Genomic DNA, 24,510 nt, shown 5'->3' on the forward strand with positions numbered 1-24,510 from the left:
AATTATGTTCGTTTTCGCGCATGGAGCGTATCGGCCAGCGCCATCGCCAGCCCGACCGCCAGGCCGGTAACGTGCGCACCATTGGCGATAGACATACCAAACAGATCAAACCATCCGGCAATAAGCCATATTAACGCAAAGGTTATTAATCCACGTTGTAAATAGATGCCGCTTTCCGGGTCGCGCTCGCCTCTGAGCCAGGCGTAACCCATCAGGGCGTACACCACGCCGGATAACCCGCCAAACCACGGACCGCTGAATTTATGCTGCACATAGCCGCTTAACAGGGCGCTGATAAGGGTGATCACAATCAGCTTGCCGCTGCCGAGCCGCTTCTCCACCGCCCCGCCGAGATACCACCACCACAGCAGGTTAAAGAGGATATGCATCACCGAGAAGTGCATCAGCGCATGCGTGAAGTAGCGCCAGACGTCAAATTGCAGGGAGGGATCGTACGGCCATGCGAGGGCAATCATCACGCTCTGGTCGCCCACCACGCTCATAATAATGAAGACGATGATGCAGGCTGCCATCAAAAGCAGCGTAAACGGTCCTGCGCGCTCGCGGAGGGTGGCGAGAAACGGAAAACGTTGATAGTGCAGGCCACTGTCGGTCTGGCCAGATTGCCAGCTTGCTGCCAGATAACGCGGGTCGCCCGGGTTTTCCAGGAAACGCGCCAGCTCGGCGTTCACGCGCCCAGCCTGGCTTTCGTCTGCCAGCCAGACATCCGTCTGTGTATGCTGCTGAATAGTCAGGATAATGCCCTGCGTCGCCATATAGTCGACAAACGCCTGGGCGACGCGCGGGTTGCTAAAAGAGGTGATCATCAACATGGGCAGCGGTCGCTTATTTCCACACAAAAGGGGACAGTATAGCGGGATCAGCGCTCAAACGCGTATTCAACTTCTGCCGGGAAATGACGATGCCATGCATCAAAGCCGCCGTCGACGCTGTATACCGCGTCGTAACCCTGCTGGAGCAGATACTGCGCCGCGCCTTTACTGCTGTTGCCGTGATAGCACATCACCATCACCGGCGTGTCGAAGTCGTTATCGCGCATAAACGCGCCCAGCGTGTCGTTGGTGAGATGGAACGCGCCCGGCGTGTGGCCCATCGCAAAGCTCTGCGGATCGCGGATATCCACCAGCACCGCGGTTTTCTGGTGCATCTTCTGATGGGCTTCTTCTACGTTAATACATTCAAACTGATCCATGGTGTTCTCATCTTATATTCAGGTGTGGTGCGGTTTTCCCCTCACCCTACCCTCTCCCGGAGGGAGAGGGAAACGGATCACCCTCTCCCCGTGGGAGAGGGCTGGGGTGAGGGCATCAGACCGCACTATTTTACCCCGTAGTGTACGTCCTGGCGGCGGGTAAACGCCATTATGTTATCCATATCACTCTAAATTGTTTTTTTGATGTTACCAAAAGCGCGTTCCTTTGCTATTATGAGCGATATCGAACATTTTTGAGCTTTAACGAAAGTGCATGAGGGTGTTATGGAAACCAAAGATCTGATTGTGATAGGCGGGGGCATCAACGGTGCCGGTATTGCGGTTGATGCCGCAGGACGCGGTTTATCCGTGCTGATGCTGGAAGCTAACGATCTCGCCTGCGCGACGTCGTCCGCCAGCTCCAAGCTGATCCACGGAGGCCTGCGCTACCTGGAACACTACGAATTCCGCCTGGTCAGCGAAGCGCTGGCCGAACGCGAAGTGCTGCTGAAAATGGCTCCGCATCTGGCGATCCCGATGCGCTTCCGCCTGCCTCACCGCCCGCACCTGCGTCCGGCGTGGATGATCCGCATCGGCCTGTTCATGTACGATCATCTGGGTAAACGCACCAGCCTGCCGGGTTCGACCGGTTTGCGTTTTGGCTCAGAATCGGTCCTTAAGCCTGAAATCGTGCGCGGTTTCGAATATTCCGACTGCTGGGTGGACGATGCGCGTCTGGTGCTGGCTAACGCGCAGATGGTCGAGAAGAAAGGCGGCGAGGTGAAAACCCGTACCCGCGCGATCGCCGCGCGCCGCGAAAACGGCCTGTGGATCGTGGAAGCGGAAGACGTGGATACCGGCGAGAAGTTTAGCTGGAAAGCGCGCGGCCTGGTGAACGCCACCGGCCCGTGGGTGAAACAGTTCTTCGATGACGGTATGCACCTGCCTTCTCCGTACGGCATCCGCCTGATCAAGGGCAGCCACATTGTGGTGCCGCGCGTGCATACCCAGAAGCAGGCTTATATCCTGCAAAACGAAGACAAGCGCATCGTGTTTGTGATCCCGTGGATGGACGAGTTCTCCATCATCGGCACCACTGACGTGGAGTACAAGGGCGATCCGAAAAACGTTGAGATTGAAGAGAGCGAAGTCAGCTACCTGCTGAAAGTGTACAACGCACACTTTAAGAAACAGCTGGCGCGCGATGACGTGGTCTGGACCTACTCCGGCGTGCGTCCGCTGTGTGATGACGAGTCTGACTCACCGCAGGCCATCACCCGTGACTATACGCTTGATATTCATGACGTGGACGGTCAGGCGCCGCTGCTGTCGGTGTTTGGCGGTAAGCTCACCACCTACCGTAAACTGGCGGAGCACGCGCTGGAGAAACTGGCGCCGTATTACAAAGGCATCGGCCCGGCGTGGACGAAAGGCGCCGTGCTGCCTGGCGGCGATATCGGCAATAACCGCGACGATTACGCCGCGAAGCTGCGTCGCCGCTTCCCGTTCATTACCGAAGGAATGGCGCGCCACTACGCCCGCACCTACGGCAGCAATACCGAACTGTTCCTCGGCGACGCAAAAGAGATTGCCGATCTGGGCGAGCATTTTGGCCATGAGCTGTACGAAGCGGAACTGCGCTACCTGGTGGAACACGAATGGGTGCGCCGTCTGGACGATGCCATCTGGCGTCGTACTAAAGAAGGGATGTGGCTGAATGCCGAGCAGCAGTCTCGCGTGGCGCAGTGGTTGCAACAACATGCGGGAAAGCGTGAATTGTCACTGGCGTCCTGAGGGTGACAAAAAATGCCCGGTGGCGCTGCGCTTACCGGGCCTACAGGATCGAGTAGGCCGGGTAAGGCGGAGCCGCCACCCGGCTTTGTTTTACAACCTCACCGGATCAATATGCCAGATATTCTCGGCATACTCTTTGATGGTCCTGTCTGACGAGAAGTATCCCATGTTGGCGATGTTATGCATCGCGGCGCTGGTCCACTTCTCCTGCTGACGGTACAGTTCGTCCACCTTATCCTGACAATCCACGTAGCTGCGGTAATCCGCCAGCACCTGATAGTGATCGCCAAAGTTAATCAGCGAGTCCACCAGGTCACGATAGCGCCCAGGCTCCTCAGGGTTAAACACCCCGGTGGCGATTTGCGTCAGCACCTGGCGTAACTCTTCATCCTCTTCATAATACTCACGCGGCGAGTAGCCCTGCTTGCGAAGCGCCTCTACCTCTTCCGCCGTATTCCCGAAGATAAAGATATTCTCCGCGCCCACATGCTCCAGCATTTCGACATTTGCGCCGTCCAGCGTGCCGATGGTCAGCGCGCCGTTCAGGGCAAACTTCATGTTGCTGGTGCCGGATGCTTCCGTCCCCGCCGTGGAAATCTGCTCTGAGAGATCCGCCGCCGGAATAATCAGCTGCGCCAGGCTTACGCTGTAGTTCGGGATAAACACCACTTTCAGCTTGTCACCAATGTCCGGATCCTGGTTCACTACCTTCGCCACATCGTTGATAAGATGAATGATGTGCTTCGCCATGTAGTACGCGGAGGCCGCCTTACCGGCAAAGATTTTCACGCGCGGCACCCACTCCGCCGTCGGGTCAGCCTTAATGCGGTTGTAGTGAGTGATGACGTGCAGGACGTTCATCAGCTGACGCTTGTACTCGTGGATACGTTTGATCTGCACGTCGAACAGCGCTTTCGGGTTCGCCACCACGTTGAGATGCATCGCCAGCCAGACTGACAGCCGTTTCTTGTTCAGCAGCTTGGCTTCCCGTACGGCTTTGTTCACCGTCGGAAAATCAATGTGTTGCTCAAGCTCGCTCAGCTGGCTCAAATCGGTGCGCCAGGTGCGGCCGATATTTTCGTCCAGCACGTCAGACAGCGGCTGGTTCGCCAGCGCCAGCCAGCGGCGCGGGGTGACGCCGTTGGTCACGTTGCAGAAACGCGTCGGGAAGATCTTCGCAAAGTCCGCAAACAGGGATTGCACCATCAGGTTCGAATGCAGCTCTGAAACCCCGTTGACCTTATGGCTGATCACCACCGCCAGCCAGGCCATGCGTACGCGGCGACCATTGGATTCATCAATGATCGAGGCGCGGCTCAGCAGGCCGGTATCGTTCGGGTACTGCTCCTGCAAGGTCTTGAGGAAGTAGTCGTTGATCTCGAAGATGATTTGCAGGTGACGCGGCAGAATTTTGCCGAGCATATCCACCGGCCACGTCTCCAGCGCTTCACTCATCAGCGTATGGTTGGTGTACGAGAACACCTGGCAGGTTACTTCAAACGCGTCATCCCAGCTGAACTTATGCTCGTCAATCAGCAGGCGCATCAGCTCAGGGATCGACAGCACCGGATGGGTATCGTTGAGGTGAATCGCCGTTTTCTCCGCCAGATTCGCATAGGTTTTGTGCAGCTGATAGTGACGGCTAAGGATATCCTGAATCGTTGCCGAGACGAGGAAATACTCCTGACGCAGACGCAGCTCGCGGCCCGAGTAGGTCGAGTCATCCGGATACAGGACGCGGGACACGTTCTCAGAGTGGTTTTTATCTTCCACCGCCGCGAAGTAGTCACCCTGATTGAATTTACCGAGGTTGATCTCGCTACTGGCCTGCGCGTTCCACAGGCGCAGCGTGTTGGTCGCATCGGTGTCGTAGCCGGGGATAATCTGGTCATAGGCCACGGCGAGGATCTCTTCGGTTTCCACCCAGCGGGATTTTTTCCCTTCCTGCTGAATACGCCCGCCAAAACGCACCTTGTAGCGCGTGTTGTGGCGCTTGAACTCCCACGGGTTACCGTACTCCAGCCAGTAGTCCGGCGACTCTTTCTGACGCCCATCAACGATGTTCTGCTTGAACATGCCGTAGTCGTAGCGAATACCGTACCCGCGTCCCGGCAGCGCCAGCGTCGCCAGTGAATCGAGGAAGCAGGCGGCAAGTCGCCCGAGACCACCGTTACCCAGCCCCGGGTCGTTCTCTTCGTCAATCAGCTCTTCTAAGTCCAGCCCCATCTCTTCCAGTGCGTTTTTGACGTCGTCATAAATCCCGAGCGATAACAGCGCATTGGAGAGGGTGCGACCAATCAAAAACTCCATCGACAGGTAATACACCTGTCGCGTCTCCTGCGAGAGCTGGGCGCGGTTGGAGCGCAGCCAGCGTTCGACCATACGGTCACGCACCGCAAACAGCGTGGCGTTCAGCCACTCATGTTTGTTGGCAATAACGGGATCTTTCCCAATGGTAAACATCAGCTTATAGGCGATGGAGTGTTTCAACGCCTCAACGCTGAGCGTGGGGGAAGAGTAGCTAAATGGAGCATTCATATCAGTAACTTCGCCTCGTTACATCAAGCGTTGATAAAGGTCGCGGTAGGACTGCGCCGCAACGTGCCAGCCAAAGTCCATGGACATCGCCTGACGTTGTACGTAACGCCACAGGGATGGACGGGACCACAAGACGAAAGCACGCCGGATCGCCCGAAGTAGCGACCAGGCATTACTGTCCTCGAAAACAAACCCGCTGGCGATACCATCCGCCAGGTTTTCCAGGGAGCTGTCAGACACCGTATCCGCCAGCCCGCCCGTGCGGCGTACCAGCGGCAGCGTGCCGTATTTCAGACCATAGAGCTGCGTCAGGCCGCAGGGCTCGAAACGGCTCGGCACCAGAATCACGTCTGCGCCGCCCATGATGCGGTGCGAGAACGCTTCGTGATAGCCAATCTGCACGCCCACCTGCCCCGGATGTTCCGCCGCGGCCGCGAGGAAACCTTCCTGCAATACCGGGTCGCCCGCGCCGAGCAGCGCCAGCTGCCCACCCTGCTCCAGTAATCCCGGCAGCGCTTCCAGCACCAGATCCAGCCCTTTCTGGCTGGTCAGGCGGCTGACCACCGCAAACAGCGGTACCTTGTCGTTGACCTTCAGCCCCATCGCAATCTGTAGCTGACGCTTGTTCTCCGCTTTGTCCTCCACGGAGTCGCGACCATAGCGCGCTGCCAGCAGGAGGTCCGTTTCCGGATTCCAGATCTGTTCATCCACGCCGTTCAGAATGCCCGACAGACGACCTTCACGGTGGCGCTGTTGCAGTAGCCCTTCCATACCGTAACCGAACTCCGGCTGGGTAATTTCCCGCGCGTAGGTTGGGCTGACCGCCGTGATGTGGTCGGCGTAGTACAGACCGGCCTTCAGGAACGAAATCTGTCCGTTAAACTCCAGTCCGTGCATGTTAAAGAACGACCATGGCAGATCGATGTCATTCATATGATGCGCGTAATACATGCCCTGATACGCCAGGTTGTGCACCGTAAACACCGATTTCGCCGGGTGTCCTTTCGCCGCCAGATACGCAGGAGCCAGCCCCGCATGCCAGTCGTGCGCGTGCACCACGTTCGGACGCCAGAACGGATCCAGCCCGACGGCCATCTCCGCCCCCACCCAGCCGAGCAGGGCAAAGCGCAGCACGTTATCGGTATAGGCGTACAGGTTGGTATCGTGATACGGGCTGCCGGGTCGGTCGTATAAATGCGGCGCATCAATCAGGTAAATCCCTACGCCATTGTAATGTCCAAACAGCAGGGTGATACGTCCCGCGAAGGTCTCGCGGCGGGTAACAACCTTCGCATCGGGAATACCACGCCGGATATCCGGAAAAGCGGGTAACAACACGCGGGTATCCACCCCTCCGGCAATTTGCGCCGCCGGTAATGCACCAAGAACATCCGCCAGTCCGCCCGTTTTTAACAACGGGAACATCTCAGAACATACGTGTAAAACCTGCATCATCGCTCCTGTTTGATTTGCAGCTTCCGCAACATTTCCCGTGTTACTAACACGATCCCCTCTTCCGATCGGTAGAAACGACGTGCATCTTCTTCCGCGTTTTCCCCAATCACCATCCCTTCGGGAATGACGCAGGCACGGTCGATAACGCAGCGACGCAGACGACATGAGCGCCCTACCCAGACATCCGGCAGCAGGACTGCCGAATCGATATTACAGAATGAGTTTATACGCACGCGCGGGAACAGCACGGACTGCACCACCACCGAACCGGAGATAATGCACCCGCCAGAGACCAGCGAGTTCAGCGTCATACCGTGGCTGCCGGAGCGATCCTGGACGAACTTCGCCGGCGGCAGCGATTCCATATGGGTGCGAATCGGCCAGTTCTGGTCGTACATATCCAGTTCAGGCGTCACAGATGCCAAATCGAGGTTGGCTTTCCAGTACGCTTCCAGCGTGCCGACGTCGCGCCAGTAAGGTTCCGCATTCGGATCGGACTGCACGCAGGACAACGGGAAAGGATGTGCATACGCCATGCCAGCTTTGGTAATTTTCGGGATGATGTCTTTACCGAAGTCGTGGCTGGAGTTTTCGTCTTTGTCGTCTTCTTCCAGCAGCTCATAAAGATAATCGGCATCAAAGACATAGATCCCCATGCTGGCGAGCGATTTGGTGTCGTCTCCCGGCATGGTTGGCGGATTCGCCGGTTTTTCGACAAAGTCGATAATCTTGTCGTCGCCATCTACATGCATCACGCCAAACGCGGTTGCTTCTGCAACAGGCACCGGCAGACACGCCACGGTGCAGCGCGCACCTTTTTCGACGTGGTCGATCAGCATGTGGGAGTAATCTTGCTTGTAGATGTGGTCCCCGGCGAGGATAACGATGTATTCCGCGTTGTAGCGGCGAATGATGTCGAGGTTCTGGGTCACGGCATCCGCCGTGCCGCGGTACCAGTTCTCCCCGTGAACGCGCTGCTGCGCCGGGAGCAGATCGACAAACTCGTTCATCTCTTCGCTGAAGAATGACCAGCCGCGCTGAATGTGCTGCACCAGCGTGTGCGACTGATACTGGGTAATGACGCCAATACGGCGAATGCCTGAGTTCAGGCAGTTGGACAGTGCAAAATCGATAATACGGAACTTACCACCAAAGTGAACGGCCGGTTTGGCGCGCTTGATGGTCAAATCTTTCAGACGGGTACCACGCCCGCCCGCGAGGATCAGGGCAACTGTTTTTAATGGTAGCTGGCGCGCCAACATTAACGGATCGTTCTTCTCTAATCTAACCATGACTAACTCCTTTTTTATCATCTTTGGAATACGCACACTCCGTGCGCAGGCCCGTGCCAGACAGCCATAACAACCGGATTATCCGCTCCGGCAAAGGGAGGAATGGCTCGCCATTCCCCGTCAGGTAAAACAATCTCTGCGACGTTATCCGTCGCGTTCAGCGTCACCAGCCACGCATCCGAAAGCAGGATTTGCAGACAGGGTATGCCGTGTTGCCACTCTTGCGCGCTTAACGGTTGCGCGTCTTTATTCAGCCAGCGAACGTTGCCGTCGCCCTCTTCCCACCAGCAGTCGGCGGTGAGCGCGGGGATGTGCTGGCGAAGATGGATCAGCGCCGCGGTGAAATGGGTCAACCCGCTGTTCGCTTCTTCCCAGTTGAGCCAGGTCAGGGTATTGTCCTGGCAATAGGCGTTGTTGTTGCCGTGCTGGCTGTGACCGTGCTCATCGCCCGCCAGCAGCATCGGCGTGCCCTGCGACAACAAAAGCGTCGTCAGCAGCGCATGAACGCTGGCGCGTCGCCGCTCGATCACATCCAGACTTCCGCCTAACCCTTCTATACCATGGTTAAAGCTATGGTTGTTGTTAGTCCCATCGCGATTCTCTTCGCCGTTTGCCTCATTGTGTTTCTGATTGAAACAAACGCAGTCGCGCAGCGTAAAACCGTCGTGCGCCGTCACCAGATTAATGGTGGCCGACGGACGTTTGCCGTCACGCTTAAAGAGATCGCTGGAGCCGGCAAAGCGACCGGCAAACTCCCCCAGCGACAGATCGCGCGTCAGCCAGAAGCGGCGGACGGCATCGCGGAAGTGGTCGTTCCACTCGGCAAACAGCGGCGGGAAGTTCCCCACCTGATAACCGCCCTCGCCGATGTCCCAGGGCTCCGCAATCAGCTTCACCTTTGAAAGCACCGGACAGTTTTTGATGGCCTCAAACAGCGGCGCCTGCTGGCTGAACGCCGGGGTGCGCCCCATTACCGGCGCCAGGTCGAAACGAAAACCGTCCACGTGGAACGTCTCAACCCAGTATTTCAGGCACGCGTACGCGTAATGCGTAACGGCCGGATGACTGAGGTTGAGGGTGTTACCGCACCCGGTCCAGTTCTCGTAATCGCCGTCGTCCCTGATCCAATAATAGCTACGGTTATCGATTCCGCGCTGTGAGAGCGTCGGGCCATCAAGATCGCTTTCTGCACTGTGGTTCAACACCACGTCCAGAATGACCTCGATACCCGCCGCGTGAAGCGCCTTCACCGCATCGCGAAACTCATCCCGCGCCTTCTCCGGATGCACCGCGTAGCGCGGGTCGAGGGCGAACATCGCCAGCGGGTTGTAGCCCCAGTAGTTGCTTAACCCAAGACGCTGCAGCCGCGGCTCGCTGGCAAAATGCGCCACGGGCAACAGCTCCAGGGCGGTGATCCCTAAGTGCTTCAGGTACGCGACCATCGTCGGATGCCCAAGCGCTTTGTAGGTACCGCGCATCTCTTTGGGGATTGACGGATGCAGATACGTCAGCCCTTTGACGTGGGCTTCATAAATAACGGTGTTGCCCCACGGCGTGCGCGGCGGGGCATCGTCTTCCCAGTCGTAGAGATCGTGTACCACCACGCTTTTGGGCGCGACGGGTGCGCTGTCGCGGTGGTCTGGTTCGCCGTAGCCAACGTGGAACAGCGGGTCGTCTTTAAACTCGCCGTCCACGCGGTGCGCACATGGGTCAATCAGCAGTTTCGCCGGGTTAAACCAGTGCCCCTGAGAGGGCTCCCAGGGGCCGTGAACGCGAAAACCGTAGTGCACCCCCGGCCGTCCTCCGGGCAGGTAGCCATGCCAGGTATCCCCCGTGCGCGCCGGTAAATCGTAACGGTGCTCGTTACCTTCCCCGTCAAACACACAGAGTTCCACCCGCTCAGCGTGGGCAGAAAAGAGCGTGAAGTTCACCCCCTTTCCGTCAAAACTCGCCCCGAGCGGTTCGGGTTTACCTGCCGAGAGCTGCGTCATTCTCCCTCCCGCACCAGCCAGATTGTGCTCAGCGGCGGCAGCGTCAGGCCAAGGGAGTTCGGACGACCGTGGCTTTCGATGGCGTCGCTCTGTACCAGGCCACCGTTACCGGCGTTGCTGCCGTGGTAGTGCATGGAGTCGGTGTTAAGGATTTCGCGCCATTTGCCCGGCTGGTTTATGCCGAAGCGGTAGTGTTCGCGCGGTATCGGCGTGAAGTTGCTGGCAACAATGATCTCGTTACCGGCTTTATCACGTCGTACAAAGATAAACACCGAGCGCTCGTGGTCGTCCACCACCAGCCACTCAAAGCCGTACGGATCGAAGTCCAGCTCGTGCAGCGCTTTGTGGTGGCGATAGGTCAGGTTCAGGTCGCGAACCAGACGCTGCACGCCGTGGTGCCAGTTGTCCGCGCCTTCCAGCAGATGCCAGTCAAGGCTGGTGTCGTGGTTCCATTCGCGCCCTTGCGCAAATTCGTTGCCCATAAACAGCAGCTTTTTGCCCGGGAAGGCGAACATCCAGCCGTAATAGGCGCGCAGGTTGGCAAACTTCTGCCACGCGTCCCCCGGCATGCGGTCGAGAACGGATTTCTTGCCGTGTACCACTTCATCGTGCGACAGCGGCAGCATGAAGTTTTCGGTGTAGTTGTAGAGCAGCCCGAAGGTGAGCTTATCGTGGTGATACTGACGATAAACCGGGTCAAGCTTCATGTAGTCGAGCGTGTCGTGCATCCAGCCGAGGTTCCACTTGTACCAGAAGCCCAGGCCGCCCATTGCCGGTGGACGGGAAACGCCCGGGAAGTCGGTTGACTCTTCAGCCATGGTCACGGCGCCTTCCACCTGCTCGCCGATGATGCGGTTGGTGTTGCGCAGAAACTCAATCGCTTCGAGGTTTTCACGCCCGCCATACTCGTTTGGGATCCACTCACCCTCTTTGCGGCTGTAGTCGCGGTAGATCATCGACGCCACCGCATCGACGCGCAGGGCATCAATGCCGAAACGTTCGATCCAGTACAGCGCGTTCCCGACCAGGTAGTTTGACACTTCACGGCGACCGTAGTTGTAGATCAGCGTGTTCCAGTCCTGGTGATAGCCTTCGCGCGGATCGCTGTGCTCGTACAGCTTCGTACCGTCAAACTCTGCCAGCGCAAAATCATCCGACGGGAAGTGGCCCGGCACCCAGTCGAGGATCACGTTCAGTCCGGCGGCGTGCGCGGCATCAATGAAATAGCGGAAGTCATCGCGCGTGCCGAAGCGGCGCGTAGGCGCATATAGCCCGGTCGGCTGATAGCCCCAGCTACCGTCGAACGGGTGTTCGTTGATTGGCAGCAGCTCCAGATGGGTAAAGCCCATCCATTTGGCGTACGGCACCAGCTGGTCCGCCAGCTCGCGATAGCTCAGCCAGAAGTTGTTATCGGTGTGGCGACGCCAGGAGCCGAGATGCACTTCATAGACGGAGATCGGCGCATCAAAGCGGTTGGCCTGCTTGCGCTCCTCGCTCTGGACAACCTTCTCCGGCAGGCCGCAAATCAGCGAGGCGGTATTCGGGCGCAGTTCGGCCTCAAAGGCGTACGGGTCGGATTTAATACGCAGCTTGCCGTTGGCATCGATCATCTCGAATTTGTAGAGCTGACCGTTGTGCGCGCCGGGGATAAACAGCTCCCAGATGCCGGTTTCCCGGCGCAGGCGCATGGGGTGACGACGACCGTCCCAGTAGTTGAACTGCCCGACGACGGAGACGCGCTGGGCGTTTGGCGCCCATACGGCAAAGCGCGTGCCGGTGATACCGTCCATGGTATCCGCATGGGCACCCAGCGTTTCGTAGGGGCGTAAATGGGTCCCTTCGGACAGCAGCCAGGCGTCCATCTCTTTTAAGAGCGGGCCGAAGCTATAGGGATCATCAATCAGGTTTTGCTGACCGTGCCAGATAACGGCAAGCTGATAACGAAAAGGATTTTTACGGCGGGGCATGACGCCCGAGAAGAAGCCACGCGAGTCGAGGCATTCCAGATTACCCACCTTGCGGCCGGTTTTGGGTTCGATAACCCACACTTCTGTTGCATCCGGTAACAGCGCCCGAACTTCCAGTCCGGCCTCTGTACGGTGCATCCCTAGCACAGAAAAGGGGTCGGCAAAGTGACCCGCAATAAGCGCATTAATCACGTCTCTCGAAATACGATCGGACATGGTATTCATCCTGTTTTTTTATGTCGCCCTTTTTACGCGCTCCGGGACGACTTTTAATGTGACCTAAACGGTGCAGTTAATCCTCTCTGCTCCGCCCTACCCTCAGGTGAGAAATAAATCTTCCTTAAAGCATAGCCAACGTCGTGGGCCCTCCTGATAAAAAATAAGACATCTGCGTTTTACTCCATGTAGTACGCAAAAAAAGGGGGTGACATTCACCCCCGGTGTTTAACAAATTATTACGCCAGCTGGCGCAGCATGCGGCGCAGCGGCTCGGCGGCACCCCACAGAAGCTGGTCGCCAACGGTGAACGCGGAGAGGTACTCCGGTCCCATGTTCAGCTTGCGCAGGCGGCCAACCGGGGTGGTCAGCGTGCCGGTAACGGCTGCCGGGGTCAGTTCGCGCATGGTGATATCGCGATCGTTTGGCACCACTTTCGCCCACGGGTTGTGCGCGGCCAGCAGCTCTTCCACGGTCGGAATAGACACATCTTTTTTCAGTTTAATGGTGAAAGCCTGGCTGTGGCAGCGCAGCGCGCCGATACGCACGCACAGACCGTCAACCGGAATGGTGTTCGCGGTGGCGAGGATTTTGTTGGTCTCAGCCTGGCCCTTCCACTCTTCGCGGGTCTGGCCGTTATCCAGCTGTTTGTCGATCCACGGGATCAGACCGCCGGCCAGCGGTACGCCAAAGTTATCCACCGGCAACTCGCCGCTGCGGGTGAGCTGAGTGACTTTACGCTCGATATCGAGGATCGCGGACGCCGGGTTTGCCAGCTCGGTCGCGACGCTCTGGTGCAGCTGGCCCATCTGGGTCAGCAGCTCGCGCATATGTCGCGCGCCGCCGCCGGACGCCGCCTGGTAGGTCGCTACGGAGACCCACTCCACCAGATCCTGTGCGAACAGGCCGCCGAGGGACATCAGCATCAGGCTGACGGTGCAGTTACCGCCAACAAACGTTTTCACGCCGTTGTTCAGGCCGTCGGTGATGACATCCTGGTTAACCGGGTCGAGAATGATGATGGCATCGTCTTTCATACGCAGCGAAGAGGCCGCGTCAATCCAGTAGCCCTGCCAGCCGCTTTCACGCAGCTTCGGATAAATTTCGTTGGTATAATCGCCGCCCTGGCAGGTCACAATAATGTCGAGTGCCTTCAGCGCTTCCAAATCGTAAGCATCCTGCAACGTGCCTGTGGTACCACCAAAGGACGGTGCAGCCTGGCCGAGCTGGGAAGTGGAGAAGAAGACCGGGCGGATGGCGTCGAAATCGCGCTCTTCAACCATGCGTTGCATGAGTACAGAGCCGACCATACCGCGCCAGCCGATAAAACCAACGTTTTTCATAGCATTTTTTCCTGCAAGGGGTGTGTGCTGATTGTGCAAGCCAGTATTGAACTGGTATATGCTTCACATTACAAAATGCTGCCAAAGTCGCAAGCGAAATTAATCGATGATTGCCCGGCAATCAGAAAAAGTGCTAATCATCGCAATGACCACAATAAGTATCAGGGATAATTTAAGATGAGTGAAATCATTTCCGCAGCGGTTTTATTGATCCTGATTATGGATCCGCTCGGTAATCTGCCGATCTTCATGTCGGTGCTGAAGCACACCGAGCCGAAGCGCCGTCGGGCGATCATGATCCGCGAGCTGCTCATCGCCCTGCTGGTGATGTTTATCTTCCTGTTCGCCGGTGAAAAAATCCTCGCTTTCCTGAACTTACGTGCCGAAACGGTCTCCATTTCCGGCGGGATCATTTTGTTCCTGATTGCCATAAAGATGATTTTCCCGAGCGCGGAAGGCAGCAGCAGCGGCCTGCCTGCGGGTGAAGAACCGTTTATCGTGCCGCTGGCGATTCCGCTGGTCGCCGGGCCAACGATTCTGGCGACGCTGATGCTGCTGTCGCATCAGTACCCGAATCAGATGAGCCACCTTGTCATTGCCCTGCTGATCGCCTGGGGCGGGACATTTATTATCCTGTTGCAGTCGTCGCTGTTCCTGCGCCTGCTGGGCGAGAAAGGGGTGAACGCCCTCGAGCGCCTGATGGGGCTGATTCTGGTGATGATGGCGACGCAGATGTTCCTGGATGGGATCCGGGCATGGATGAAAGGGTGAAGATGTAAAAAAGCCGGGTGGCGCTTACGCTTACCCGGCCTACGGGACCTGATTTTTTTGTAGGTCGGGTAAGGCGAAGCCGCCACCCGACAAAATACGGTCTCGTTAGCTCAGCAGCGTAAACGCAATCATCCCGACAACCGCACCCGTCGTGCCAAGGATGGTTTCCATCAGCGTCCAGGTTTTCAGGGTTTGCGCTTCGGTTGCGCCGGTAAATTTACCGAACAGCCAGAAGCCTGCGTCGTTCACGTGAGATACCACAATCGAGCCGCCCGCGATACAGATAGAGAGCGCCGCCATCTGCGCGCCGGAGTAGTTCAGCTGTTCAATCACCGGCATCACCAGCCCCACCGCGGTTAAGCACGCCACGGTCGCGGAGCCCTGAATGATACGCACCGCCGCGGCCAGCACGAAGCAGGTGACCGCAATCGGCAGGCCCATCCCGGTCAGCGCTTCGCCCAGCGCCGGGCCAACGCCGGAATCCACCAGCACCTGCTTGAACACGCCGCCCGCCCCGATCACCAGCAGAATAATCCCCGCCGGTTGTAGCGCGGCACCGCATATCTCCATCACGCGATCTTTTGGCATGCCCTGACGCATCGCCAGCCCGTAAATCGCGACCAGACACGCCACCAGGATCGCAGTGAACGGATGGCCAATAAATTCGAACCATTCGTAAGCGGTTGACCCCACCGGCACAAAGCGGGCAGCGATGGTTTTCAGGCCCACCAGCACCAGCGGCAGCAGGATCAGCGACAGACTGAAGCCGAAGGACGGCATTTTGCCCTCGCCCAGGTGCGGCTCGGAGATGTCATCCGGAATGTGCAGCTCAACGTAACGGCTAATGAAGTTGCCCCACAGCGGACCGGCGATAATCATCCCCGGGATCGCCGCACACAGGCCAATCAGGATCATCCAGCCAAAGTCAGCATGCATCTGGGAGGCCAGCAGCATCGGCGCAGGCCCCGGCAGCAGAAACGCCGCCGCCGCCGCCACGCCCGCAAACAGCGGAATGACCAGCTTCACGAGGTTGGTACCGGTATGGCGTGCCATGGAGAACGCCACGCTAATCAGCAGCACCACCGCCACTTCAAAGAACAGCGGCAGCGCGCAAATCAGACCAGCCAGACCAATCGCGTAGTGCGCACGGCTGTGTCCGAAGGATTTCAGCATCTTGACGGCAATCTGATCGACCGCGCCCGTCTCGTGCAAAATCTTGCCAAACATCGCGCCGAGCGCGACTACGATGGCCAGGAAGCCGAGCGTGCCGCCCATCCCTTTTTCCATCGTCGCCGCAATTTTGTCGAGCGGCATTCCGGAAAAGAGACCGGCACCAATAGAAACCACCATCAAAGCAACGAAGGCGTGCATACGTGCCTTCATCACTAAAAACAGCAGCAGCAATACGGAACCCACTGCTGTCAAAACTAGCGTTAATGTACTCAAAACTTACTGCCTTTTATTAATAACCTCGATGGTGCTGGCAACAACACCTTCCAGCGGCTGATCGATATCAACCACTAAGACATCCTGTTCGTCAGCCCCCGGCTCCTGCAACGCTTCGAACTGCGTTACCAGCATCTGGGTTTTGAAGAAGTGGCCTTTACGCGCCTTCAGGCGGCTTTCAATTACCCCGAAATCGCCTTTCAGGTAGATGAAAGAGAGGTTCGGGTTGCCATCGCGCAGCAGGTCGCGATAGGTTTTTTTCAGCGCGGAACAGACTATCAGGGAGACTTTATTGGTGCGCTGCATCGCGAACGCGGCATCATTCAGCGCCTGCAACCAGGGTTTGCGGTCGTCGTCATTCAGCGGCTCGCCGGAAGCCATTTTCATGATGTTGCTGCGCGGATGGAGGAAGTCACCATCAAGAAACGCAGCCTGGAGTTGATGCGCCACTTCGCTCGCCACGGCAGATTTACCGCTACCGGACACGCCCATCAGGACGTAAACGTGGTGATCGTGATTAGTCGTGCTCAAAGGGTGTCCCTCAGTCAATTGTTACGGGTAACAGTTATCGGTAACATTGTCCTGCCGGGGCATAAGAGAAGCAATATCCAAACGTGCGTGAAGTGAATAAGTGTGAGCTACTTCAAATTTGTCGGATTAAATAGATCCACCCGGTGACAAGGTGAAACCTAAATCTAACATTTTAGGGGTAACTGCCTCACCACGAATGCGCGCCAGCAGGCGTTCTGCACCAATGCGGCCCATGCGTTCACGCGGGGTCAGGACGCTTGCCAGACGCGGCTCCATCACCTGGCCAATATCGTGGCCGTGGAAGCCGGCAATCGCCATATCATCCGGGATTTTTAAACCCAGACGCTGACATTCAAACGCGGCGCCGACCGCAAGGTCATCGTTGGTACAGAAAATACCGTCCAGTTGCGGATACTCGCGTCGCGCCTGACGCATCAGCTCAATACCCGACGTATAAGAGGAAGATTGCTCCACCATCACGCTGTACGGGGTTAAACCGGCGTCGAGCATCGCCTGCTCGTATCCCTTCTGTTTGATGATAGTACGTTCATCCAGACGCGCACCCAGATAGGCCACATGGCGATGACCGCGGGCGATGATCGCCGCCGTCATCTGACGCGCCGCTTCAAAGTTATCGAACCCCACGGCGATGTCGAGGCACGGCGACTGGCTGTCCATCAGCTCCACCACCGGAATGCCTGCCACTTCAATCATTTTCAGCGTGCGCGGGGTGTGAGTACGTTCCGTTAAAATCAGGCCGTCGATGTTCCAGGAAAGCATCGATTCAAGACGTTCCTCTTCCAGTTCCGGCTTGTACCCATAGTGGGCGAGCATGGTCTGATAACCAAAGGCATCGGTCACGCTTTCGATGCCACGCAGCACTTCAGCGAAAACCTGGTTGGTTAAGGAAGGAAGCAGGACGCCCACCGCACGGCTGGTCGCATTAGAGAGAATATCGGGCGCGCGGTTGGGGATATAACCCAGTTCATCAAGGGCGGCGGCAATCTTGCCACGCAACGCCACGGAAACCTGCTCCGGGTTACGTAAAAAACGGCTGACCGTCATTTTGGTCACACCGACGCGATCGGCGACATCCTGAAGTACGGGGCGTTTCTTTTTCATCGTCCTGAGAAATCTTGAAGTGAGAGATTTGCTCAGTTTATCACGGACAAAGCTCAACCTTCCCCGTTTAAAGGGAAGGTTGAGAAATTATTTAGACCGGCGGCAGATCAAACAGCAGAATTTCACTTTCGCTGTCGGCATGCACGGAGAGCGCCTGCTCATCCCAGACTGCCAGGCCATCGGCGGTGGTGGCTTTGGTGCCGTTGATGGACACCTCGCCTTTCACCACCTGGATCCACACGCGGCGGTTGGCGGCAATCTGGTGCACGGACTGCTCGTCTTTCGCCAGCGCCCAGCGGTACAGCTCCATATCCTGATGCACTTTCAGGGAACCTTCACGCGCGTCCGGGGAGAGCACCAGCTGTTTACCCTGTTTCGCATCGAAGCGGCGCTGTTCGTAGCGTGGCGTGATGCCGGTCTCTTCTGGAATGATCCAGATTTGATACAGGTGCAGTTTTTCCGTTTTGCTCGGGTTGTACTCAGAGTGACGCACCCCGGTCCCCGCGCTCATAATCTGGAACTCGCCCGCCGGAACCTGCTCTTTATTGCCCATGCTGTCCTGGTGCTCAACCGCCCCTTCAAGCACATAGGTCAGGATTTCCATGTCCTTGTGCGGGTGGGTACCGAAGCCCTGGCCTGCATCAATCACGTCGTCGTTGATGACGCGCAGCGCGGAGAAGCCCATGAAGTTCGGGTCGTAGTAGTCGGCAAACGAGAATGAATGCCATGAGTCCAGCCAGCCATGATTCGCGTGACCACGTTCGTTTGCTTTGCGTAAGTAGATCATTGTTTTCACCCTCAGTTCGTTTCGATGGAGTAAGTGTGGACGCAAACGCTCAGGGATCATAGAGGGTGAAAATTGACTCCTCTGTTCAAAAATTTAGAACAAGCGCAAAGGAGCCATTTTTGCTTATCTGGCGAGGGTTACCGTGGCAGGGGAAGCCTGTTCGAAGGCCCGTTCAAGGATTTCCAGGTTCGTCAGAACGTCAGATTCCTTGACATAATTCGGCGTGCCGCTGGAGAGGGTTTCATACAGCGCATCGTAGACGCGTCCATAATCGCCCGTTTCCGGCTTCAGCTCTTCCCTGACCGTCAGGCCCTCGTCGTTCACGTACTCCAGCACGCCCACGGAATCATCTGCCGCAAAGCCCGGTTCGCCCGGCATGATGTTGGCCTTCAGGCTGGTCTCCTGCTGGTCAATGCCGTACTTGATAAAGGAGCCTTTCTTGCCGTGAACGATAAATTTCGGGTAGTCGATTTTCACCAGATGGCTGGTTTTGACGATGGCTTTGAGATCGCCGTAGAACAGCTGTGCTTCGAAGGTATCGTCCGGATTGGCCTTATTGCGCAGGCTGCGGATGTCGTACGCCACGTGGTCCGGGCGGCCAAACAGGGAGATGATCTGGTCCATGGTGTGTACGCCCAGACCGTAGAACGAACCGTCCTGCGGCAGGCCGGGTTTGGTTTCTGCCACAGGGCGGTAGTAATCGAAGTGGCTTTCGATTTCAACGATCTCGCCGAGCTTGCCGCTTTCGATTGCCTTTTTTGCCGTCAGGAAGCAGCTGTCAAAGCGACGGTTCTGGTACGGCGTGACGGTCAGGCCTTTGCTTTTCGCCAGCGCAAAGAGTTCCTTCGCTTCGGCGATGGTCGGGGTGAACGGTTTTTCCACCAGCACGTTTTTACCCGCTTCCAGCGCGCGTTTCGCGTAGTCAAAGTGGCTGTCGGCGTGGGTACAGACCACCACCAGCTTCACCTGCGGATCATTTAACACTTCATCAAGATCGCTGGTGAAATGAATATGGGAATACTGCGGAGACTGCTCTTCTGGCTTCGCGCGGCGGCGATAGATATGGGCCACGTGCCAGGTCTCTTTTCGGTTAAGAACATACGGAAGGTGGTAACGCGTGGTGCTTTTGCCAAATCCAATAAATGCACAATGTAGTGTCATGGCTCAGTCCTTTTGGAAGGTTACTGAGTCTAACCATAACAAAAAAAAAGCCAGCGAGAAGCTGGCTAAAGTAATACTGGAAGCAATGTGAGCAATGTCGTGCTTTCAGGTTCCCGTAGGAGGTCTTCCTGAATGCAGAGCAATAATAATCATTCTCATTCGCACTTGTCCAACACTTTTTGCAAAAAATAGCGATTGACTCAACTTTTAAAGTCACTGATGTTGGAAGGGACTTTTAACTGACTGAGGAACAAGGAATGAGTGAGATAGTGATACGCCACGCTGAACCGAAAGATTACGACGCCATTCGTCAGATCCACGCCCAGCCGGAGGTGTACCACAACACGCTACAGGTTCCTCATCCCTCAGAGCAGATGTGGCATGACCGGCTAACCGATCAGCCCGGTATCAAGCAGCTTGTCGCCTGTATTGATGATACCGTCGCCGGGCATCTGTGCATTGCCGTAGCCCAGCGTCCGCGCCGCAGCCACGTTGCCGATTTCGGTATCTGCGTTGGCGTACAGTGGCATAACCGCGGCGTGGCCAGCGCGCTGATACGCACCATGATTGATATGTGCGACAACTGGCTGCGCGTCGACCGTATCGAGTTAACGGTGTTTGTCGATAACGAACCGGCAATCGCGGTGTACAAAAAGCACGGGTTTGAGATTGAAGGCACCGGCAGGCGCTACGCCCTGCGCAACGGCGAGTACGTGGATGCGTATTATATGGCGCGTATGAAGTAACCCCTCACCCCGACCCTCTCCCCGAAGGGGCGAGGGAGAAAAGACCGCACCGTGCAATCCCCTCTCCCCTATGGGGAGAGGGTTAGGGTGAGGGGAGCCCTCAATACCCCGCCGTTAAATCATCCACCGACCGTGGGTCCGACGCGCCAAACAGGGCACCGTCCGGCCCGACCATAATGCTCTGGGTGCTGCCCATCGCCTCCTTCACCGCCACCTTCTGCCCGCGCTGCTCAAGCAGCTTGAGGGTATCCGGGCTAAACCCCTTCTCCACGCGCAACTCGTCCGGCAGCCACTGGTGATGGAAACGCGGCGCATTGGTCGCTTCGGCGACGTTCATCCCAAAGTCGATGCTGTTCACTACCATTTGCAACACGGTGGTGATAATCCGGCTCCCGCCCGGGCTGCCGGTCACCAGCCAGGTTTTGCCGTCTTTCACCACGATGGTGGGCGACATGGACGACAGCGGGCGCTTCTTCGGCCCGACCGCATTTGCATCGCCGCCGACCAGCCCGTAGACGTTCGGCACGCCCGGCTTGGCCGAGAAATCATCCATCTCGTTGTTCAGCAAAATACCGCTGTTGCCCGCCACAATCCCGGTGCCAAAGGTGGTGTTGAGCGTGTATGTCACCGCCACCGCGTTTCCGTCTTTGTCCACGACCGAGAAGTGGGTGGTCTGGTTACTTTCATACGGCGCCAGCTTGCCCGGGCGGATCTCGCTGGACGGTTTAGCCTTGTTGATGTCGATCTCATCGGCAATCGATTTGGCATAGGCTTTGTTGGTCAGCGCCTGCCACGGCACCTTCACGAAATCCGGATCGCCAAGATATTCCGAGCGGTCCGCGTAGGCGCGCTTTTCCGCCTCCGCCATCACCTGCATGGCATCGGCACTACCGAAGCCGAACTTGTGCATATCGAAGTTTTCCAGAATATTGAGGATCTGCACAATGTGAATGCCCCCGGAGGACGGCGGCGGCATAGAGAAGACCTCGTAGCCGCGATAGGTGCCGCTGATCGGCTCGCGCTCCACCGCCTTATATTCCGCCAGATCCGCTTTGGTGATCAGCCCGCCGTTCTTCTGCATCTCATCAGCAATCTGATCGGCAATCGGCCCCTTATAGAAGGAGTCCGGACCGTTTTCGGCAATCAGTTCGAGACTTTTTGCGAGGTTCTTCTGCACCAGCTTATCGCCCTTTTTCAGCGGCTCGCCGTCTTTCCAGAAGATAGCCTTGCTGTTTTCATGATTGGGAATAACTTCGCTGCCGTAGGTTTTGAGGTCGTCCGCCAGCGCGTCGTTGACGACGAAGCCGTCGCGCGCCAGCCTGATGGCAGGCTGTACCACTTTATTCAGCGGCAGCGTGCCGTATTTTTCCAGCGCCAGCGAGAACCCCGCAACGGTGCCCGGCGTGCCGGAGGCAAGGTGCGAGGTCAGGGATTTTTTACTGTCCGGATTGCCCTGATCGTCGAGGAACATATCGCGGGAGGCCTGATTCGGTGCCATCTCACGGAAGTCGATGGCCGTAGTTTTACCGTCTTTCGTGCGCAGCATCATAAACCCGCCGCCGCCCAGGTTCCCCGCCTGTGGATGCGTCACCGCCAGCGCGTACCCGACCGCGACCGCCGCATCCACCGCGTTACCGCCCTGTTTAAGAATATCGACGCCCACCTGAGTTGCCAGCGCGTCAACCGAGGCCACCATGCCATGCGTCGCCCGCACGGGATGAAAAACATCCTCCTCCACGCCGTAAGAGACCGGAGGAGCGGCGGGCGGGTTGGCCGCCACGGTAAATGTGCCGCCTGCCATCAGCGCAGCGATGGCGACCCAGCGCAAAAAGGTTGGTTTCATCATTATTGTTCTCCAGGTGAAGGGGCCTATATTCCCCGCTTAAGCCTGGTTCACAACTCTTAAAAAATCATCGTTATGTCGGAATCAGGATAAACTTAAGAGAAGCCTCAAAGGAGGAGATAACCATGAAACGATTACCGATCCTGATCGCGCTGCTTCCGTTCGCCGCGCTCGCACAGCCGATAAACACGCTGAACAACCCGAACCAGCAGGGCTATGTCATTCCGAGCCAGCAGCGTATGCAGACGGAGATGATGAGCCAGCAACAGCAGCAGAAAGGGATGCTTAATCAGCAGTTAAAGACGCAGACCCAGGTGCAGCAGCAGCACCTGCAAAACCAGATGAACGCTAATACCCAGCGCGTGCAGCAGGGCCAGATGCGCGAGCAGCCGCTGTCAAACTCAAACGGTGGGATGTTAGGGGGCGGGATGTCGCAAAGCAGCGGTCAGCAGCATATGCTGCCGACCCAGCAGAACGGCAGTGTGCTTAATAAATAAAGTTCGGCCCGATCTGGTCAATCGCATCGGTACAGATGCTGTCCACGCCCCAGCGCAGCAGCTCGGCTGCACGCTGGGGTTTGTTGACGGTGTAGACCAGGATATGCAGACCGGCCTCTTTCAACAGCGTCACGCGCGCTTCATCCAGCAGCTTATGGTTGAGGTGGATCGACACGCAAGCTAAGCGGGCAGTCAGCGCGCGCCAGTCTTCTCGCCACTCATCCAGCAGCAGCCCGCGCGGCAGCTCTGGTACGGCCGCCTGTGCCGCTTCCAGCGCGTCGATGTCAAACGACGACAGCAGCGGTACCGTCATCCCTTCCCACAGCTCACGCGCGGCCAGCGCGATGACTTTGCCCGTCAGCGGCCCGGTGCCGGTGGTCGGTTTGATTTCGATGTTGGCCATCATGCCGTGCTGGCGGCAGCGGTCCGCCACTTCCGCCAGCAGCGGCAGCGGTTCACCTTTGAATTCCCCGCTGAACCAGCTTCCGGCATCCACCTTCAGCAGATCGCGCCACGGCAGTTCGCCCGCCACGCCCCAGCCGTTGCTGGTGCGTTCAAGGTTGTCGTCATGCAGCAGGAAAATTTCGCCGTCCTTCGACAGCTTGGCATCGAACTCGATCATCGTGTGGCCGTAGCGCGCGCCAGCGTCAATTGCCGCCAGGGTGTTTTCCGGCGCCAGTTTACCGCCGCCACGGTGGGCGACAATGTGGGGGTAAGGCCAGTTGCTCATACTCGTTGTCCTGTTTCACCGTCAAATAAGTGCAGGTGATTTTCCGGCATATGCAGCCACAGCGTGCTGCCTGCCTTCGGGCGCTCCTGATGCGGCAGGCGCACCACCAGCTTTTGTTCGCCCCAGCGTCCGTGCGCCAGGTTGTCTGCGCCCAGCATCTCCAGCGTGTCCATCACCAGCGGCACGCCGCCGTCCGCCTGAGACGTCAAACCAATATGCTCCGGGCGGATACCGAGCGTCATCTTACGCCCGGCGTAGCCACGATAGTACCAGTTGATCGGCAACGCCATCCCGCTTTCCAGCTCAAAATGGGTTCCTGCAGCATTGATCCGCCCGTCCAGCAGGTTCATCGCCGGGCTGCCGATAAAGCTCGCCACAAAACGGCTGGCCGGTTTTTCGTAGACTTCCACCGGGGTGCCAATCTGCTCGGCGATGCCTTTGTTCATCACCATCACGCGCTGGGCGAGAGTCATGGCCTCTACCTGATCGTGGGTCACGTAGAGGGACGTGGTTTTCAGGCGGCGATGCAGCTGCTGTAGCTCAAGGCGCATCTGCACGCGCAGCTTGGCGTCGAGGTTTGACAGCGGTTCGTCGAACAGAAAGACCGCCGGGTCGCGCACGATGGCGCGCCCCATCGCCACGCGCTGACGCTGGCCGCCGGAAAGCTCACGCGGGCGACGCTTGAGCAGGCCGTCCAGCTCCAGAATGCGCGCGGCTTCTTTCACGCGCTCCTCGATATGGCCTTTGCCCATGCCGCGAATTTTCAGCCCCCAGGCCATGTTCTCTTCCACGCTCATGTGCGGATAGAGGGCGTAGTTCTGGAACACCATCGCGATGCCACGATCTTTGGGTTCCATCTCGGTAACGCGCTGGCGGTCAATCCAGATATCCCCGGACGTCACGCGTTCCAGCCCCGCCACCATGCGCAGCAGCGTGGATTTCCCACAGCCGGACGGACCGACCATGACGATAAATTCCCCGTCCGCCACGTCGAGCGTCAGCGGCTGAATGACCTGGGTTTTGCCGTCCCAGCTTTTGGTTACTGCCTGTAATTTTAAACCTGCCAT

The 24,510-nt window shown here is 57.6% G+C and carries 20 protein-coding genes; 4 read left to right on the forward strand and 16 right to left on the reverse strand.

Annotated features, from left to right (window positions below; all coding sequences use genetic code 11):
* Positions 1-2 precede the first annotated feature (2 nt).
* Together glpG and glpE are read right to left on the reverse strand one after the other, a co-directional pair.
* Complete coding sequence (glpG, locus tag ACQG03_RS20210) at positions 3-833, reverse strand: rhomboid family intramembrane serine protease GlpG (RefSeq protein ID WP_022649642.1); 831 nt, start codon at positions 831-833, stop codon at positions 3-5.
* A gap of 47 nt (positions 834-880) precedes the next feature.
* Complete coding sequence (gene glpE, locus ACQG03_RS20215) at positions 881-1,213, reverse strand: thiosulfate sulfurtransferase GlpE (protein WP_022649643.1); 333 nt, start codon at positions 1,211-1,213, stop codon at positions 881-883.
* A gap of 285 nt (positions 1,214-1,498) precedes the next feature.
* Between glpE and glpD the strand changes: the two genes are divergently transcribed.
* A complete protein-coding gene (gene glpD, locus ACQG03_RS20220) occupies positions 1,499-3,007 on the forward strand; it encodes a glycerol-3-phosphate dehydrogenase (RefSeq protein WP_022649644.1) in 1,509 nt (502 codons plus the stop codon).
* 90 nt (positions 3,008-3,097) lie between these two features.
* Here glpD and glgP read toward each other — a convergent pair whose 3' ends face one another.
* The 6 genes from glgP to asd form a co-directional block, all read right to left on the reverse strand.
* On the reverse strand, positions 3,098-5,545 hold the full coding sequence (gene glgP, locus ACQG03_RS20225) for a glycogen phosphorylase (RefSeq protein WP_023307123.1): 2,448 nt from the start codon (positions 5,543-5,545) through the stop codon (positions 3,098-3,100).
* Positions 5,546-5,563: 18 nt separating this feature from the next.
* Positions 5,564-6,997 carry a glycogen synthase GlgA gene (gene glgA, locus ACQG03_RS20230; RefSeq protein WP_022649646.1) on the reverse strand — a complete coding sequence of 478 codons (1,434 nt, stop codon included), beginning with the start codon at positions 6,995-6,997 and terminating at the stop codon, positions 5,564-5,566.
* Complete coding sequence (gene glgC, locus ACQG03_RS20235; protein ID WP_003861582.1) at positions 6,997-8,292, reverse strand: glucose-1-phosphate adenylyltransferase; 1,296 nt, start codon at positions 8,290-8,292, stop codon at positions 6,997-6,999. The genes glgA and glgC overlap by 1 nt, the downstream gene beginning before the upstream one ends.
* 17 nt (positions 8,293-8,309) lie before the next feature.
* Complete coding sequence (gene glgX, locus ACQG03_RS20240; protein ID WP_063163683.1) at positions 8,310-10,283, reverse strand: glycogen debranching protein GlgX; 1,974 nt, start codon at positions 10,281-10,283, stop codon at positions 8,310-8,312.
* On the reverse strand, positions 10,280-12,466 hold the full coding sequence (gene glgB / locus ACQG03_RS20245) for a 1,4-alpha-glucan branching enzyme (RefSeq protein WP_063163684.1): 2,187 nt from the start codon (positions 12,464-12,466) through the stop codon (positions 10,280-10,282). Before glgB ends, glgX begins: the two co-directional genes overlap by 4 nt.
* Before the next feature lie 239 nt (positions 12,467-12,705).
* Positions 12,706-13,809: an aspartate-semialdehyde dehydrogenase gene (gene asd, locus ACQG03_RS20250; RefSeq protein ID WP_022649649.1), complete on the reverse strand. Its 1,104-nt coding sequence runs from the start codon at positions 13,807-13,809 to the stop codon at positions 12,706-12,708.
* A 177-nt stretch (positions 13,810-13,986) separates the two neighbouring features.
* On the opposite strand from asd, the gene yhgN reads away from it, so the two are divergent.
* Positions 13,987-14,580, forward strand: coding sequence for an NAAT family transporter YhgN (gene yhgN / locus ACQG03_RS20255; protein ID WP_003861574.1), 594 nt, complete (start codon positions 13,987-13,989; stop codon positions 14,578-14,580).
* A 105-nt stretch (positions 14,581-14,685) separates the two neighbouring features.
* On the opposite strand, the gene gntU is transcribed toward yhgN, so the two are convergent.
* The 5 genes from gntU to ACQG03_RS20280 form a co-directional block, all read right to left on the reverse strand.
* Positions 14,686-16,026: a gluconate transporter gene (gene gntU, locus ACQG03_RS20260; RefSeq protein ID WP_017693851.1), complete on the reverse strand. Its 1,341-nt coding sequence runs from the start codon at positions 16,024-16,026 to the stop codon at positions 14,686-14,688.
* Between the two features lie 3 nt (positions 16,027-16,029).
* The gene (gntK, locus tag ACQG03_RS20265; protein WP_003861569.1) at positions 16,030-16,557 is read right to left on the reverse strand and encodes a gluconokinase; all 528 of its coding nucleotides are present in this window, start codon (positions 16,555-16,557) and stop codon (positions 16,030-16,032) included.
* A gap of 126 nt (positions 16,558-16,683) precedes the next feature.
* On the reverse strand, positions 16,684-17,679 hold the full coding sequence (gene gntR, locus ACQG03_RS20270) for a gluconate operon transcriptional repressor GntR (RefSeq protein WP_003861567.1): 996 nt from the start codon (positions 17,677-17,679) through the stop codon (positions 16,684-16,686).
* Positions 17,680-17,770: 91 nt separating this feature from the next.
* Positions 17,771-18,466, reverse strand: coding sequence for a pirin family protein (locus ACQG03_RS20275; RefSeq protein WP_003861565.1), 696 nt, complete (start codon positions 18,464-18,466; stop codon positions 17,771-17,773).
* 123 nt (positions 18,467-18,589) lie between these two features.
* On the reverse strand, positions 18,590-19,627 hold the full coding sequence (locus ACQG03_RS20280; RefSeq protein ID WP_022649651.1) for an oxidoreductase: 1,038 nt from the start codon (positions 19,625-19,627) through the stop codon (positions 18,590-18,592).
* Positions 19,628-19,884: 257 nt separating this feature from the next.
* Here ACQG03_RS20280 and yhhY point away from each other — a divergent pair, with 257 nt between their 5' ends.
* Positions 19,885-20,373 carry an N-acetyltransferase gene (gene yhhY, locus ACQG03_RS20285; RefSeq protein ID WP_058677297.1) on the forward strand — a complete coding sequence of 163 codons (489 nt, stop codon included), beginning with the start codon at positions 19,885-19,887 and terminating at the stop codon, positions 20,371-20,373.
* Between the two features lie 100 nt (positions 20,374-20,473).
* Here the strand turns inward: yhhY and ggt are convergent, their stop codons facing one another.
* Positions 20,474-22,219, reverse strand: coding sequence for a gamma-glutamyltransferase (gene ggt / locus ACQG03_RS20290; RefSeq protein WP_074148396.1), 1,746 nt, complete (start codon positions 22,217-22,219; stop codon positions 20,474-20,476).
* A 122-nt stretch (positions 22,220-22,341) separates the two neighbouring features.
* Between ggt and ACQG03_RS20295 the strand changes: the two genes are divergently transcribed.
* Complete coding sequence (locus tag ACQG03_RS20295) at positions 22,342-22,713, forward strand: DUF2756 family protein (protein WP_063163686.1); 372 nt, start codon at positions 22,342-22,344, stop codon at positions 22,711-22,713.
* On the opposite strand, the gene ugpQ is transcribed toward ACQG03_RS20295, so the two are convergent.
* Together ugpQ and ACQG03_RS20305 are read right to left on the reverse strand one after the other, a co-directional pair.
* Complete coding sequence (ugpQ, locus tag ACQG03_RS20300) at positions 22,703-23,443, reverse strand: glycerophosphodiester phosphodiesterase (RefSeq protein ID WP_063163687.1); 741 nt, start codon at positions 23,441-23,443, stop codon at positions 22,703-22,705. The two genes, ACQG03_RS20295 and ugpQ, sit on opposite strands and share 11 nt — an antisense overlap.
* Complete coding sequence (locus ACQG03_RS20305; RefSeq protein WP_022649656.1) at positions 23,440-24,510, reverse strand: sn-glycerol-3-phosphate import ATP-binding protein UgpC; 1,071 nt, start codon at positions 24,508-24,510, stop codon at positions 23,440-23,442. The genes ugpQ and ACQG03_RS20305 overlap by 4 nt, the downstream gene beginning before the upstream one ends.

It is taken from the genome of Enterobacter cloacae complex sp. 342H5, from assembly GCF_050030905.1.
In the GTDB taxonomy this organism is placed as follows: Bacteria; Pseudomonadota; Gammaproteobacteria; order Enterobacterales; family Enterobacteriaceae; genus Enterobacter; species Enterobacter intestinihominis.